Source organism: Desulfobulbaceae bacterium (assembly GCA_015231515.1).
GTDB lineage: Bacteria > Desulfobacterota > Desulfobulbia > Desulfobulbales > VMSU01 > JADGBM01.
The window spans coordinates 18,710-34,371 of the sequence record JADGBM010000022.1; the positions used below are offsets into that span (position 1 = coordinate 18,710).

Consider the following 15,662-nt stretch of genomic DNA (forward strand, 5'->3'; position numbering starts at 1 on the left):
TATATTGATATAAATCGGCCCAGCATGCCATCACACCTGCCAAAAGACATTAATAAACTCGTTGGCAAGGCTATGCATGACTACACCATGCTGAGCGAGGGCGATCGCCTCTTAATCGGCGTATCCGGTGGCGTCGACAGCCTGGTCGTTTCGTGGCTTCTCGATATCTGGCGGCGCAAGGCACCAATCCATTACGAAATTCAGACAGTACACCTTGATCTTGGTTTTGAGAAGAATGCCCATCAAGCAGTTGAAGAGCAACTCAAGCACCTCAATCTACCATTTACGATCGCCAAAACATCCTATGGCATCGACTCCTACACCAGCGCCCCTGACAATGCCTGTTTCAACTGTGCCCGCCTTAGACGAAATCACCTTTTTGACATGGCTAAAGATCAGGGCTACAGCGCCATTGTTCTTGGTCACCATAAGGATGATATTATTGAAACGTTTTTCCTCAACATGCTTTATGGCGGGAATATCAGCACAATGCTCCCCAAGCAGATGCTTTTCAATAACAGTCTCAAAATAATCCGCCCAATGTCCTATCTAACCAAGGCCCAGGTCTACAATCTCGCCACTATCGCCAACATTGTACCAGTCAAAAATCCATGCCCAATGTCCGAAAAATCAAAACGTGAAGAGATTCGGTCACTGCTAGACAGCCTATACAAACAAAATCCGTCCTTTCGTAACACCATTTTTTCATCATTATCCAACGTTCGCACCGATTACCTCTTAAAGCAACAATGAGAACATCCTGTCCTTCTAACCGTAAAGTGCAATGTTGTGGCGGATCACCTAAAAGAAATCGCCAATGGCGATACAAACATCACAATTGGCGACTCGGTAATCCTAAAGAACAAAGGAGGCTGAACGCTATTTTCTCAACATCCGGGCCGCATCTTTTGCACCATAGGTAATAATGATATCAGCGCCAGCCCGATGAATACTTAGCAAGGTCTCCATCAGCACCTTATCACCATCAATCCAGCCGTTGGCAGCTGCGGCTTTTATCATGGCATATTCACCACTCACATGATAGGCGGCAATCGGGTGATCGAACTCATCATGCATTTTTGAAATAATATCAAGATAGGCAACTGCCGGCTTAACCATTATGATATCAGCGCCCTCCTCCACGTCAAGTGCCGCCTCACGGTATGCCTCTCGAACGTTTGCCGGATCCATTTGATAGCCGCGTCTATCTCCAAATTGCGGCGCCCCATCTGCTGCCTCTCGGAATGGGCCGTAAAACGACGATGCGTATTTTACGGCATAGGACATAATAGGAATATTGCTGAAATTATTCTCATCAAGCGTTGCTCGGATCTCAGCAACTCGGCCATCCATCATATCTGACGGGGCAACCATATCCGCACCGGCCTCGGCGTGAGACAACGCTGTTTTGCTGAGAATCTCAAGTGTAGCGTCATTATCGACATCACCATTAATAATCACTCCACAATGCCCGTGGTCTGTGTACTCACATAAGCAGACATCTGTGACAACCATAAGCTCTGGCGCTTTTTTCTTTAACTCTCGTATAGCCTGCTGCACAATCCCATCTTTAATGTGGGCTCCTGTTCCGACAGCATCTTTGGAGGCCGGCAAGCCAAAAAGGAGCACACTTTTAACGCCCGCCTCCAGACAATCTTTAGCCTCAGCCGCCAGTTGATCAACAGACTGACGAAAGACACCAGGCATTGACGAAATCTCCTTTTTAACTCCCTTACCTGGTTGCACAAAAAGGGGATAGATAAATTGGGAGGGTGAAAGCCTGGTTTCACGGACCATTGATCGAAACAACTCGTTTTGTCGAAGACGCCGGGGGCGGTAATCAGGAAAAATCATAGTGTGTCCTTATAAAGGGTTGCAGTTCATTCTCTATAGTTATGTAGTCAAAAACAGAAAAAACGTATCAAAGTTCAAAAATAGAGATTTTTATTTTACAGCTTAAAACTCGTTTCAACAAGTTCATTAATAAACTTCTGTGGATCGCGAACACCATCCTCGCTCACAACTATTGTCTGAGCATGCTTCTTCTGCACGAGCAGTTTTGCACCGTACTCAATTGAGCTCAAAATACTCTCGCAGAGTGAATCTATGGTCGCTGGCTGGCATGGTTTCTGATCCAGCATGTAGTCAACAGCCCTATCATCAAAGACAATGTGAAGTTGGCAGTGTTTAGATAAAATCTCCTGCCAGCCCCTGACATGGTTAATCAGAGAGACAAAATATTCACAAACCTGGTCAGGCTCGGAGTTTTCTTCAATAATATGCTGAGCAATCAAGGCCCTTCGTTCAGCGCTAAAAGGTATATTGAATCTCTTAAAAAAATCACTCTTTTTATCTTTCAGAAACCTAACAACTCTTTTCTTTTCTTTTTCAAACAACCGGCTGTATTTTTTTTGGTGCCGGAGCCGTTCACCCTGATGATCAACAATTTTCTGCAACTGCCCCTCAGGATCAGCAACGACTGACTCATCGACAACAAAATATTGAATATCGGTTGACGGCAGTGCCTTTTCAAAGGGCAGCAAAATTGATTCAACAACGCTAACCAGTCCACGAGCCCCAGTGTTTTCGGCAACAGCCAGTTCTGCAATCCTCGTATAAACACTCTCCTCAAAAATGAGTTTAATCCCGTACACCACAAAATCCTGTTTCTTTGAGTTGATGATGGCGCAATTAGGATTTTTCATGATAGCCACCAGATCATCTTTGCTCAGGCTCTCCAGAACAGAAGTAATTGGCAGCCTGCCAATAAATTCACTTTCAAAACCGAAGGAGATCAGATCCTCAGAGGCAACCTTCTTTAAGATATCTTTGCTTTTTTTGCTGCTGGCAAACTCTCCTTCAAAACCAATGGTTTTCTGGTGGAGACGATTATGAATAATCTCATCCAGTCCATCAAAGGCCCCACTCATTATGAACAGGATATTCTTGGTATTAATTGTCTTTTTTTCTCGTTTACCGGAGGCGCGAAACTGCTCCATCGCTTCGATCTGTGAGATCATGTCATGGGGAACCTTCATATCAACTTCAGTCTCCTCCATTAATTTAAGCAGAGCCCGCTGAACACCACTGCGTGAAACATCTAAACCCTGCCGATTTGAGGCCCGGGCAATTTTATCAATCTCATCAACATAAACTATCCCAAACTGGGCTTTACCAATGTCGTCGTCGGCCTGCCTCACGAGATCACGCACTAGGTCATCAACATCGCCGCCAACATAGCCTGTCTCACTAAACTTTGTAGCATCACCCTTCACAAAGGGTACGCCAATTTTATCAGCAATCAGCTTAACCATGTACGTTTTACCAACCCCGGTGGGGCCGATAAGCAAAATATTATTTTTTATCGAACCAACAGGTGTTCGAAAGGGATGCTCTCTTTTTGCTGAAAAACGAATTTTATTAAAATGAGTGCATATTTTGGTAGCTAAAACGTCTTTAGCCTTACGCTGCCTAATTATATATTCATCAAGAAACGCAACCAGCTCCTCAGGTTTCAGGTTGAAATCAAAAGGGAGATCAGTTGCCTTCTTAGTTGTTTCTTTATTCCCATCCGTGTCAGGGTGAGGAAGTAAACCAGCCGAAATAATCTTAACCTTTTGGCCATATTTCCGGGTAAGATAGTCGCCAATCTCTTTTTCAAGCTCTTTCTGATCAGGCAGATGGGTATTTGATTCCTCAGGGTCTTTAAAGTCATTCATAATGTAAGTTCTTCTGCTCTATTTTAATATTGATATGAACTAAGCGCCTTACAGGCGGGCTTTAGATTTTTACTTAAGCAGCAACAGATCTGAGCAATTTTCACCTTCACAAAATCCCCATAAGTCCCCCTGTCATAGGGGGATTCAGGGGGATTTTCTTATCATGCAAAAATGGAAATTCTTATACTATTCAGTTAGCCCTTGCTGTGGGCATTAATCATTAATCCGTTTCAAACGATTTCAATTTCTTGTGCAGGTGACTTCGCTCCATCCCTATCTTCTCTGCGGTTTTTGAGATGTTACCCCTGTTTTCTTCTATAACCAGATTAAAATACAGCTTTTCAAACTCCTTCTTGGCATCCTTAAAACTACTTTTCTTCAGCCGTTCAATAAAATCGGAGGTCTCAGCAACAGATGAATCGCCGGGTCTGTTGGTAACATATGTCCTCTCAGCTGCAACCTGCTGTTTAGCGTCCAGGGAGATGCTCAGCATCTGACAAATAAGCTCCGGCTTCACCTCATTTTCCGGTGACATAATAACCACACGTTCAATGAAATTTCTCAACTCACGCACATTGCCTGGCCAATCATGCTGCTTCATCAACTTAATGGCCTGCTTGGTAAAAACTTTTTCAGGAAGACCTTTCAGGGCAAACAGTCGAACAAAATTTTCGACAAGTTCTTCTATATCTTCGAGCCTATCACGCAGGGGAGGGGTATTAATTGGCACAACATTTAAGCGCCAGTAAAGATCTTCCCGAAAATTACCACTGGCAATCTCATCGGCCAGATTCTTATTTGTTGCTGCCAAAACACGTACATCGACTGATATTGTCTTGGAACCGCCTACCCGCTCAAATTTTTGTTCCTGTAAAATCCGTAAAATTTTCGCTTGGGTTTTCAAGCTCATATCGGCAATCTCATCTAGAAACAAGGTACTGCCGTTTGCCAGGTCGAACGTCCCCCTCTTTGAGGCATTCGCACCTGTAAAAGCCCCCTTCTCATGACCAAACAACTCACTTTCAATCAGCTCCTCCGGGATAGCTGCACAGTTGACTTCGATCATCGGTTTTTGAGAGCGTTGTGATTTCCGGTGTAGTGATTGCGCCACCAACTCTTTGCCTGTACCGTGTTCACCAAGTATAAGCACCCAGGCGTCAGTGGGGGCAACTCGCTCAATAACTGCCTTTAATTCTGATATTTTGGGCGAACTGCCGGTAATTTCCTGATCGCTGGAGGTCTGCTGGCGCAGTATTGCATTTTCCTTTTCAAGCTGGGAAAGCAGCATTGCGTTTTTTAACGATAAAACGATCTTGTCATAACTTGGTGGTTTCTCTATAAAATCAAAGGCACCGAGTTTTGTTGCCTGGACAGCTGTGTCGATATTGCCATGTCCCGATATCATAATTACCGGCAGATGAGGATGAGACTCCTTGATACGTTCAAGAGTTTCTATACCGTCAAGGCCTGGCATCCAGATGTCCATGAGCACAATATCAACCTGCTCCTGCTCAATAATAGTTAAGGCTTCCTCACCAGAGTGAGCACTCAAGGCCGCATACCCCTCATCACTTACAATACCAGTCAAAGATTCGACAATACTAACCTCGTCATCAACAATCAAAACGGTCACTGTCTTTTCCATAACGTCAACTTTATATATCCTGGATTAAAGGTAACTCTACCACAAATCGAGCACCTGATGGTTGATTGTCAATAACTTTCAAGTAACCAGCGTGATCAGATACAACGGTACTGGCAATGGCAAGCCCCAACCCTGTACCCGTTTTTTTGGTTGAAAAATAGGGCTCAAACAGCCTCACCTTGTCCGCATCACTGACACCGGGCCCATTATCAGCAACCTCAATAAAAATAAGTTTATCAACACTGTTTTTACGGATCAAAATTTCAATGGCGCTGTGGTCACTCTGCTCACAGGCAGCAACCGCATTGTCGAGCAAGTTAACCACCACGCGTCGCAGCTGCTCGACATCAAACATGAACAAAGGCATTTCATCATAAGTAAATTGAAAAGCTATTTTCTTGTGAGCCTCCTTGTACAAAAAGAACACCTCGTTCACCATCTCGACAAGATCACTCCTGGTTTTACGAATAGCCGGCATTCGAGCAAAACTGGAAAACTCACTGACGAGGCGTTTGAGTTCATCGACTTGAGTAATAATGGTTCGAGTACATTGATCAAAAATATCCCCTTCAATCAGATGCAAATACCTTTTGCGCAGGCGCTGGGCCGACAGCTGTATCGGGGTCAATGGATTTTTCACCTCATGAGCTATCCGGCGGGCAACCTCGCGCCATGCAGCCATTCGCTGGATTTTCTCAATCTCAGTCAAGTTATCAAAGACAATCACGATCCCGATAGGCTGTTTATCATCGTTTTCCAGTTTAGTAAAATTAACTCGCAAAGAGAGCGTTTCGCCATCAACCGTTATTTTCAATGGGCGCTGAATTGAACTTTTTCCCGAGTCGGCAAGCTCAATGAAAAAGCTTTCAAGAATGCCCAGATGATTCAGCCGCAAAATTGATTTATAACTTTTACGGACAACATCTTCCCTGCGTATCTTCAATAAATCTTCAGCGAATTTATTAATTGTAATAACCCGCCCATGAGCATCCAGAGAGATAACTCCGGTTGTTACATTCTGTAGAATAATTTCAGTGTGCCGCCTCCGCTTTTCAGTTTCATCATTAACGCTTTTCAAGGCAAAGTGGGCTTCTTCAACTTGTGTTTTACTGGAGAGCAGATCTTTGATCATCATGTTGAAGGAGTCAACCAGCATTCCCATTTCATCGCCGGAATCCTTTTCCAAAACAAAATCAAGTTCACCATCAGCCACTCGCTTGATGCCTTGAGCCAGTTTACCCATAGGACGGGTTAATCCACCGGCCACATAAAAACCAAACCAGATGGCGCTGAAGATTATGAGCAAGGTCACAATCAGTAACATCACCAACAGACTGGTTTTAATCGGCTTTTTCAGGAGCAGCAACTGTTTGTACCCCTGGATGCCTTTTGAAATGACCTCCATGCGCTCAAGACGATCGCGGGGAATCAGTTTAGAGGTAACCAATACATAGGGCTCAGATCCAGGCTCCGGTTTAAATGCTGCCAGACCGCGTACAAGTTCACCGGCATCAATGACCTGAGCGGCATTCACACCTTTTTCGCCTGAAATACTGCGCCGAAAAAGGTCCGCCGGAATGAGGGGATTTTCATACGGGGTCTGATCTTGAGCCAATACATTAAGCAACACTGAGTTATCCGCTGCCAGAACCGAGAGGCCGGAGAGACCATGCAGAGCAATTTGTCTTTGAAGGTAGCTCGAGACAGTATCAAGATTCGAAAAATCCCGTTTGGCTAAAGACACCGACACTGTCTCTCCCCTCGTATCCACAAAATCGGCAACATCCTGATAGAAATCCTGAGCAAGATTCAAGGATTGTTCCAGAGAGTTATCGACATTAATATTGAACCAGTAATCCATACTGGTCGAAACAAACTGCAAGGCAATAAAGAATAAAAGTGTCGTTGGGATCAAAGAAAGAGATACAAACGATATAACCAGCTTTGTGCGCAACCTCGTACCTAAAACATTACGACGCCGCTCAAAAACAAGTTCCACGAGATTCCGCAGAACCAAAAAAACCATAAGGAGCAATAAAATTATATTGATATTAATCAGGGCAAAGACAAGAACATTACCACTGACGGGGAAAGGCACAGTACCCAGTTGATAAACGTGCCCTTCGAGGTAGGTGGCAATCAGAAAAAGAACCAGACAGCCTGCAATTACGTAGCGTATCCGCCGCTGCCTTCTCTTTCTTCGTATTTCTATTTCCTGGTCAAGAGTGGTTGTATTCACAATTTAAAAAGGGCTACGGGTTAAGGAAAATGTCACAGTTGCGGGTTTAATATTTAAATCGAATTTTATACCACTCGGTTGAGAAATCCCAGAAATCGCCAAAAGGGATCAGGTAATGAATATTAAAAGGCAGCGTATTTTTGGCAAGTACCGCCCGAACCTCAAGAACATATTCCCGGTCTGGCACGAGTCGGTCGAGCTTAACCACAGTCAAGCCATTGAGTTCTTCCATTAGAAACATGGCATTTTCGAGGTTGTTGGTAACTGTCTGCCGGCCATCTCTCTCTTCGAGGGTGACAGTATAGTTTTTTTTCAGATTATCATAGGCCATGGTATGCTCAATGCTGTCAGAATAGATCTCTTTGTCTGGCCAGCCAGAACGAATCATCGTCAGTTGAACCTCAAATGAAAATACAGCCGGCAAACCATTTTGCACACCCTCAATGATATCCTTACTGAAAGCGTCTTCAACCTTCAGATATAAAAGCAGATCTGTACTCGAGTTGGTGACAACGATATCTTTAATGCCCACTTCCTGGGCCACAGAAAGCTGCTGCAAGGGGCCTGCAAACAGAAAAATGCTAAGCAAAACTAAAACTTTCAGTATCGGCATTTTTTTATAAATCAACTTACCAGGCCTTACCTTGAGGAAGACGCCACTGTCGAATAATGAGTTCATGGGCCTTATGCAAAAACTCACCAAAGGTATCCGGCTGCAGAGCAGATATGGATACGGCGTTATATTTTTTTTCAATCACAGCAATTGATTCGGGGTCAATTTTATCAATTTTATTGAGAACCATCAAAGTCGGGACCTGCAAGTTCAACTCCGCAATAAGATCTTCGACAACGCGTATCTGATCCTCAAATCGCGGGTTGTGCACATCAACAACATGCACAAGAACATCAGCATCATAAAGTTCTTCCAGCGTTGCCTGAAAGGCCTTCAGGAGCTCCTCCGGCAGATCACGAATAAAGCCAACGGTGTCAGTTATAATCACCTCAACATCTTGGGGAAAACGCAGCCGCCTGCTGGTCGGATCCAAGGTGGCAAAAAGCTTATCTTCGGCGACAATATCACTGTTCGTCAATGAGTTGAGCAAGGTTGACTTGCCGGCGTTAGTATAGCCAACTAAAGAGATGACCGGAACATCTTTTTTTCGACGCCTCTCTCGACGCCTGTAGCGCTCTTCACTGACAGCCTTTAACTTTTTGCCCAGCACATTTAAACGATCTTTAATTCTTCGTCGATCAACTTCAAGTTTCGTCTCTCCCGGCCCGCGGGTGCCGATACCACCAGAGAGCCTTGACAGTGAATCGTCCCGGCTCTCCAGACGCGGCAGCATATATTTCAGCTGAGCCATCTCTATTTGAAGTTTGCCCTCCCGGGAAAGTGCCCTTCTGGCAAATATATCGAGTATAAGCTGCGTTCGGTCAATCACTCTGAGTTCAGTTAACGTGGTTATTGAGTTAACCTGACTTGCGTTAAGCTCCTGGTCAAAAATCAACAAATTAGCATTCAGCAACAGGGCCTGGAGCATAACTTCACTCAACTTCCCCTTGCCAAGAATATATCGGGAACTCACCTGTTTACGACGCTGGATAATTGAGCCGAGCACAACAACTTCATCAGAACGAGCCAACTCCTGGAGTTCATCGACGGAATCTTGAGCGATTGCCTTTGGTAGGGTTGAAACACTCACCAGGATTGCCCTGTCCTCCCCTGCCTGTTGCTTAGCATCAATATGGACCCGGGCAAACTCATTTTCAAGGGCAGTAATCAGCTCAAGACAGGTGGAGTTTTGCTGGGAGGGCACAACCGGTTCCAGAAAAGACCAGTTGTGACCATTGACCAAGGTTGGAGTCAGGTGAACAGAGTATAAACGTTCAGGAAAACCATCTGCAGTTATTTTGATTACGGACATCAAGTCAAACCTGAGAAAGAGAAGATCCATCAGATCGTCTTCAGAGATCCCTTCCCCTGTCAGATGCGTATGGACAAATCGCAAGCCCTTCAAACGTTTACCGGCGGAACGGGAGCTTGACAAAACAGGAATTACAATCTGTTTTTTATCGCCGACAATAACCGACTCAACCTGGCCCTTACGATTAATCAAGACACCAATCTGACGGCCTAACTCAAAAGACAACTCAGCCAACTCTCTGGCCAGTTCAGGACTGACGATCAGTTCAGGAGGAACTCGACGCCGGGAAATACGGTCGAGTTTATCGTGCTGTGCGGTTTTGAGGCCTGCTGTATGACCAAAAATAGTACTTATAATATCACCTAGCCACGTAAAACTCTTTTGTCTCCCACACGTATGGTCACTTTTTCTTTATCAAAAAACTCCATTAGCGGAATAGAAAACTTACGGGTCAGCCCGGTTAACTCTTTAAAGGCTGCGGCATCAATTTCATTGTTCTTTTTCAAATAATCCATCAGGGAGCCCTTGAGCTTTTCCAGGGAATCGTGATGAAAGTAAAGATCTTCGCTAACACGTACCAGTTTCATATCCTGAACAAGCAGCACCATAACCTCTGTTAACAGACCAGATGAATAGTTATGAAATGTCGCCAGGAGTTCCTTCTTCGTGGGTGGGGACAGACCAGCCGCCTTAAAACTCTGTTCAAGATCAAGGCGCAGGGCCTTTTCGTCTTCTTTTAAAGAAACTTTATGGCCGGAAAGCCGCACGAAGGCATTATCAACGACAATATCGTTGCCCTTTGCAAGTGTTTGCAGAACCAGGTTGAAAAGTTTTTGCCCTATACCATTATATAGTCGACTTCGAAGTTCCTCCTTCCCTATCCCTTCCTTGAGGGGATTGTCCAGATGAAACTTGGACAAGATCGACTTTGACAAGTCGCAGAGGGCAACCAAAACTGCACCGCTGATCATCAGTTTTTTTTCGGAGTCAACAACAACAATTTTACGCGAAGAGATCGGGGTGTTTAAGAGCTTCTTTAACCTGTTGCCAAATATGCCAAGACGGGCTTCAAGCTCGACATGGGTCAAACCAGTAATGCCTGCCTCATTGAGGTGCAAGAGGGCAAGTTGATCAGGTTCACCATCATGATACAGGGCAAAGGCCGTTTTATTATCTTCTTTAAATCTTCGGCGCTTTCTGGCTGGACAGTTGTTAAAGACGGTCCCCCCCCAATTGTAAGAACCGGAGAGTACCGCCGGACGACGTACCTGTCACCAGGCCAAGAGGTAACCGGTTCCTCAAGAAGGAGCTGGACGTTGACGATGGTGCCGGGCTCAGCCGCTTCAGTGTCGAGCAGCACAATTCGGCCCATCACCTCAGCTGTTCCGATATGTACCCTGACACGAGTCCTGTTTTTCAGCGGCTTTTCATTACTGCTGAGATAGGTGAAGTCACAATCCAGCATAAAAGACGGGATAAGAGAATCAGGTGTCGCAAGCATATCCCCGCGATCAATAAGCTCCTTTTCCAAGCCTTGAATATTCAAGGCTGTACGATGTCCGGCCTCAGCCACATCGACGCTGTTGCCATGAACCTGAATACCACGAATTCGGGCCTTTTTCTGGGAAGGATAGATACAGACATCATCACCAACTGAAATCGAACCGGACATCGAGGTTCCAGTTACAACGGCACCAAAGCCTGTCATAGTGAAAATTCTGTCGATGGGCAGACGAAAGGGGCCAGTTGCGGCGCCAAATTCCGACGAGCCGACAATGGCGTCAAGCTGCGACTTAAGTGCTTCAATACCAGCACCTGTTGTTGAAGAGACCTTTGCCACAGGCGCATTTTCGAGGAAACTGCCCTTAAAAAAATCAGCAAGCTCCTCTTCGACCATTTCAAGCCAATCCGGCTCAACCATATCGATCTTGGTTATGATCAGGATGCCTCGTTTTACGCCGAGCAGAGAGCATATTTCAAAATGTTCCCGTGTCTGCGGCATAATACCTTCATCGGCTGCAACCACAAAGGCGACAAGATCAACACCGCTGGCCCCGGCAACCATATTTTTAACAAATTTTTCATGACCAGGAACATCAACAATGCCAAGCCGATGACCACACGGCAAATCGAGGAAGGCAAAACCTAACTCAATGGTAATCCCCCGCTTCTTCTCCTCTTTAAGTCTATCTGTTTCGATACCGGTCAATGCGCGGACAAGACTTGTCTTGCCATGATCAACATGGCCAGCAGTCCCCAGTACAATCTCACGCATTTTTTAAAAATCTCCGGTGAGGAAGGGGTTGGTTGCGGCTTCAGTCGAAATTGTTGAAGAGTCTCCACCATAACCATGTCCAGGCCAGACGATGGTGTCACCAGGAAGGGTCAACAGTTTTTTACGAATTGAGTTCATAAGGGTCTTTGTGTCACCACCGGGGAAGTCGGTTCGTCCTACACCGCCGACAAAAAGGCTATCCCCTGTAAACAGATGCGGCTTGCCATAAAGGCAGATTCCACCAGGGGTATGGCCAGGGGTGTGAATTACTGTGAGCGTCTCTTCTCCAAAAGACAGACTCTCACCATCTGTAACTTTTTTATCTGGGGGTGGTGAGGCAGGCAGTCCAAGCATAGAGAAATATTTTTTAACCTCAGACTTAGCAAAGAAATCAGCATCATCCTTATGGATGATGATCAGGGCCCCGGTTGCCTCTTTCAGTTTCGCATTGCCACAGTCATGATCAGGATGTCCATGGGTATTAATAATATACTCCACGGTCGCGCCCTCGTCCTTGACTGCTTTGAGGATGCGTGACTCGTCACCACCAGGATCGATAATCACAGCCTTTTTTGTTTTTTCGCAAACTGCCAGATAACAACACACACTCATAGAACCAACAACCAACTGCCGTACAATCATATCATTGCCTTTACGTTATACTGAACCACTTAATCAGCAGTCGCACTTTTGAGGATCACAAACACCGCCTCCACAGCCACAGGCCCCGGCGATATTAAGAGAAACAGGAGCAGAACCGGACTGTTTTTTGATCACATTGTCGATCACTACTGCAAAGGCCTTGACTGCTGGGCTATCAGACTCAGAGGTCAGATACGGATTACCATCATCACCACCAAGCACGACACGCGGATCCATAGGCACACGTCCGAGAAAATTAATATTAAAATCCTTAGCCGTTTTTTCCCCACCACCACTCTTGAACACATCAACTGTTTTATTGCAGTGCGGGCAAATCAAGCCGCTCATATTTTCAACCAGACCGACGATATTCATCTTAACATGTTTACAGAAATTAAGCGATTTCCGCACATCTGCCAAGGCAATATCCTGAGGCGTTGTAACCACTAGAGCCTGCGCGTCGGGGATGGTATTGGCAATAGTTAACGGCTCATCTCCTGTGCCAGGGGGAGCATCAATGACCAGGTAATCCAGTGTTCCCCAATCAATATCAGCAATAAACTGGCGTATCGCCTGAATCTTGAGAGGGCCGCGCCAGATGATAGGATCGTCTCGATCTTCCATCATATACTCAAGTGAAATAACCTTGAGATTTTCACCAAATTTCATCGGGGGAAGCAAGCCGCCATTCTGCTGGGCATCTTTAAGGTTCTCGGTCAGATTCAACATCCGGCAGATATCCGGCCCATGCAGATCAACATCCATCAATCCGACTTTATAGCCTCTATTTGCTAAGCCAAGCGCCAGATTTGTAGAAACCGTACTTTTACCGACACCCCCTTTACCACTCATCACCAGAATTTTATGTTTAATTCTACTTAAAGAAGTTTTAATCGAAACTTCCTGCTGGGCAATATGGGCTTTCGCCTGTTCCTGTGTCTTGCTTGATCCACAACCGGAACTTTTTTTACTATCACAACTACCGCATGAACTACCCATTACTGAACTCCTCCATTATATATAAAATACCATTCGGGTGTAGACCCTATGGTGGTCAACCCTCGTTCGCAACTCCTTGACACCCCGTAGCATCAACAACAGTTGCAGATGCTTCCCATATAGGGTCTAAAAGGATACAGTTGTTTAAGTCAGAACAAGCCTTATACCGCAAAGCTGATCATTTTAAAACTTCATTTTTCAGCTCTTTGTTCAGGTGCGGTCAGGATCAAGCAAAATACGACAATCGGCAACCGAGCATCCCTTCCCCCTTCGATGGACTATCAAGGGGTTGATATCAAGTTCGGCTATCTCCGGATTTTCCGTAGCTAGGGCAGAAAGCAGGGCTAAACATCGTTCAAGCTCATCCGTATCACATGGTTCGGCTCCACGAGCTCCGTTCAACATCGGATAGGCCTTTGTGGAGCGCACCATATACCGGGCCGCGTTATGTCGAATCGGTGCCAGACGAAAGCTGACATCCTTAAATATCTCAACAAAAATTCCTCCCAGACCAAACATAAGAAGCGGACCAAACACTTTATAGCGATTAATGCCAAGAATTACCTCGACCCCCTCCGGGGCCATCTGCTGAACAAACACTCCGGTAATTTCAGCATCAGGTGCGTTTCCTTTAACTACTGAGACAATCGTTTCAAACGCTTTAGCTGCTTCTTCAGGTGTTTTTATGCCAACCATTACCCCGCCCAGATCGGACTTATGCACGATCTGGGGAGAAACAATTTTAAATACCGATTTACCAAACTCCGTAACCGCTTGAGCGGCTTCCTGAGCTGTGGTGGCCAAGGCCGCCGGCAGCACCGGAAACCCATAGGCCTTTAAAATTTTATTTCCTTCGACCTCCCCAAGATACATCTGCCCGTTGGCAAGGGCATCATCAATTATCTTGCGGGCGGTCGCCCGGTCTGGAGATATGGCTATTTCACTGAGATGCTGACGGTTAATCCATTTGGAATGCCGATACAACGCCCCCATAGCCCGAGCAGCCATTTCCGGAAAATGATAATGAGGCATCTTATTAGTTTCAAGAAAATCAATGGCCTCGCGGACATCCATCTCACCCATAAACGAGGTTAATACCGGCTTACCGCTCTTTTTGGCCAGGGCGGGAATAATTTGGGCGGTGGCATAGATATCCGTCATAGACTGCGGTGTTAATATAAATATTACACCATCAACATTTTCGTCTTTTAAAACGGCCTCAAAGGCCGCCCGGTATCGATCAACACCAGCATCTCCGATCACATCTACAGGATTATTGGTATTGGCCGTCTTAGGCAGGGCACTTTGCAAGGCCTCTTTGGTTTCAAGTGAAAACTCGGCCAAGGTTAAGCCCACATTGACAGTGATATCTGTGGCAATAATTCCGGGTCCGCCAGCATTGGTAATAATGGCAACACGGTTTGATTTTGGCAGTGGCTGAGTTGCAAAGGCAATGGCATAATCAAAAAGGTGACTAATGGTCTGGGCACGGTAGATACCGCTCTGCTCAAACAAGGCATCATAAATTGCCTCGGAACCAGCCAATGAACCGGTATGAGAGCTGACGGCTGCAGCCCCTGCAGATGTTCGTCCTGATTTAACAGCAACTATCGGTGTTGGATTTTCGCCTCCGGTAATCTCTCTAACAACCTTTACAAACTCAAAACCATGCCGAAGATCTTCCACATACATCATAATAACCTTGGTCTGGGGGTCTTCATGCAGATATTTCAATAGGTCAAGCTCATCAATGTCAGCCTTATTGCCGACTGATACAAACTTTGAAAACCCTATTTTCTTACGAGCAGCATAGTCGAGAACTGCTGTACATAGTGCTCCCGACTGACTGATAAACCCGATATTACCGGGTAACGGAGGTCGTCTGGCGAAACTTGCATTAAGGCCAAATGAAAGATCCGTGTTGATTACCCCCAGACAGTTTGGCCCTATCAGACTCATGTTGTATTCATGGCATATTCCAATAAGTTCCTGCTCCAGCAGCAGGCCACTCGCGCCAATTTCCCGAAACCCAGCGGTTATACAGATAAGCCCCTTCACCCCTTTCTGACCCGCTTCTCTGGCAACAGAGGCAACCATAGTGGAGGGTACGATAATCACAGCTAAATCCACACTCCCGTCAATTTCAGCCAGTGAGGCATAGGCACGGACCCCACAAATCGAAAGTGCTTTAACGTTTACCGGATAGCTCACCCCCCTG

General features: G+C 45.6%; 10 protein-coding genes and 1 pseudogene. 1 reads left to right on the forward strand and 10 read right to left on the reverse strand.

The window, feature by feature from the left end; genetic code table 11:
* Positions 1-24 precede the first annotated feature (24 nt).
* Complete coding sequence (locus HQK80_05670; protein MBF0221703.1) at positions 25-753, forward strand: tRNA 2-thiocytidine biosynthesis protein TtcA; 729 nt, start codon at positions 25-27, stop codon at positions 751-753.
* 126 nt (positions 754-879) lie between these two features.
* Here HQK80_05670 and hemB read toward each other — a convergent pair whose 3' ends face one another.
* The 10 genes and pseudogenes from hemB to HQK80_05720 all read right to left on the reverse strand — a co-directional run bounded on the left by hemB (position 880) and on the right by HQK80_05720 (position 15,655).
* Positions 880-1,854: a porphobilinogen synthase gene (gene hemB, locus HQK80_05675; GenBank protein MBF0221704.1), complete on the reverse strand. Its 975-nt coding sequence runs from the start codon at positions 1,852-1,854 to the stop codon at positions 880-882.
* 95 nt (positions 1,855-1,949) lie between these two features.
* Positions 1,950-3,719: an AAA family ATPase gene (locus HQK80_05680; GenBank protein MBF0221705.1), complete on the reverse strand. Its 1,770-nt coding sequence runs from the start codon at positions 3,717-3,719 to the stop codon at positions 1,950-1,952.
* 220 nt (positions 3,720-3,939) lie between these two features.
* On the reverse strand, positions 3,940-5,364 hold the full coding sequence (locus tag HQK80_05685) for a sigma-54-dependent Fis family transcriptional regulator (GenBank protein MBF0221706.1): 1,425 nt from the start codon (positions 5,362-5,364) through the stop codon (positions 3,940-3,942).
* Positions 5,365-5,374: 10 nt separating this feature from the next.
* Positions 5,375-7,606: a HAMP domain-containing protein gene (locus HQK80_05690; GenBank protein ID MBF0221707.1), complete on the reverse strand. Its 2,232-nt coding sequence runs from the start codon at positions 7,604-7,606 to the stop codon at positions 5,375-5,377.
* A gap of 43 nt (positions 7,607-7,649) precedes the next feature.
* On the reverse strand, positions 7,650-8,282 hold the full coding sequence (locus HQK80_05695; protein MBF0221708.1) for a DUF4390 domain-containing protein: 633 nt from the start codon (positions 8,280-8,282) through the stop codon (positions 7,650-7,652).
* Positions 8,233-9,882, reverse strand: a complete 1,650-nt coding sequence (gene hflX / locus HQK80_05700; protein ID MBF0221709.1) for a GTPase HflX — start codon at positions 9,880-9,882, stop codon at positions 8,233-8,235. Before hflX ends, HQK80_05695 begins: the two co-directional genes overlap by 50 nt.
* Before the next feature lie 8 nt (positions 9,883-9,890).
* Positions 9,891-11,803, reverse strand: a pseudogene (gene selB, locus HQK80_05705) (selenocysteine-specific translation elongation factor).
* Positions 11,804-11,806: 3 nt separating this feature from the next.
* Entirely contained in the window at positions 11,807-12,445 is a 639-nt protein-coding gene (locus HQK80_05710; GenBank protein MBF0221710.1) for an MBL fold metallo-hydrolase, read from the reverse strand.
* A 33-nt stretch (positions 12,446-12,478) separates the two neighbouring features.
* Positions 12,479-13,444 carry an Mrp/NBP35 family ATP-binding protein gene (locus HQK80_05715; GenBank protein ID MBF0221711.1) on the reverse strand — a complete coding sequence of 322 codons (966 nt, stop codon included), beginning with the start codon at positions 13,442-13,444 and terminating at the stop codon, positions 12,479-12,481.
* A 210-nt stretch (positions 13,445-13,654) separates the two neighbouring features.
* Positions 13,655-15,655: an acetate--CoA ligase family protein gene (locus HQK80_05720; GenBank protein ID MBF0221712.1), complete on the reverse strand. Its 2,001-nt coding sequence runs from the start codon at positions 15,653-15,655 to the stop codon at positions 13,655-13,657.
* Between the last annotated feature and the right edge of the window lie 7 nt (positions 15,656-15,662).

Excerpts from the sequence above, each read along its gene's own strand:
- HQK80_05670 (MBF0221703.1), top strand. The coding sequence starts at position 25 with ATGCCATCACACCTGCCAAAAGACATTAATAAACTCGTTGGCAAGGCT.
- hemB (MBF0221704.1), bottom strand. The coding sequence starts at position 1,854 with ATGATTTTTCCTGATTACCGCCCCCGGCGTCTTCGACAAAACGAGTTG.
- HQK80_05680 (MBF0221705.1), bottom strand. The coding sequence starts at position 3,719 with ATGAATGACTTTAAAGACCCTGAGGAATCAAATACCCATCTGCCTGAT.
- HQK80_05685 (MBF0221706.1), bottom strand. The coding sequence starts at position 5,364 with ATGGAAAAGACAGTGACCGTTTTGATTGTTGATGACGAGGTTAGTATT.
- HQK80_05695 (MBF0221708.1), bottom strand. The coding sequence starts at position 8,282 with ATGAACTCATTATTCGACAGTGGCGTCTTCCTCAAGGTAAGGCCTGGT.
- HQK80_05710 (MBF0221710.1), bottom strand. The coding sequence starts at position 12,445 with ATGATTGTACGGCAGTTGGTTGTTGGTTCTATGAGTGTGTGTTGTTAT.
- HQK80_05715 (MBF0221711.1), bottom strand. The coding sequence starts at position 13,444 with ATGGGTAGTTCATGCGGTAGTTGTGATAGTAAAAAAAGTTCCGGTTGT.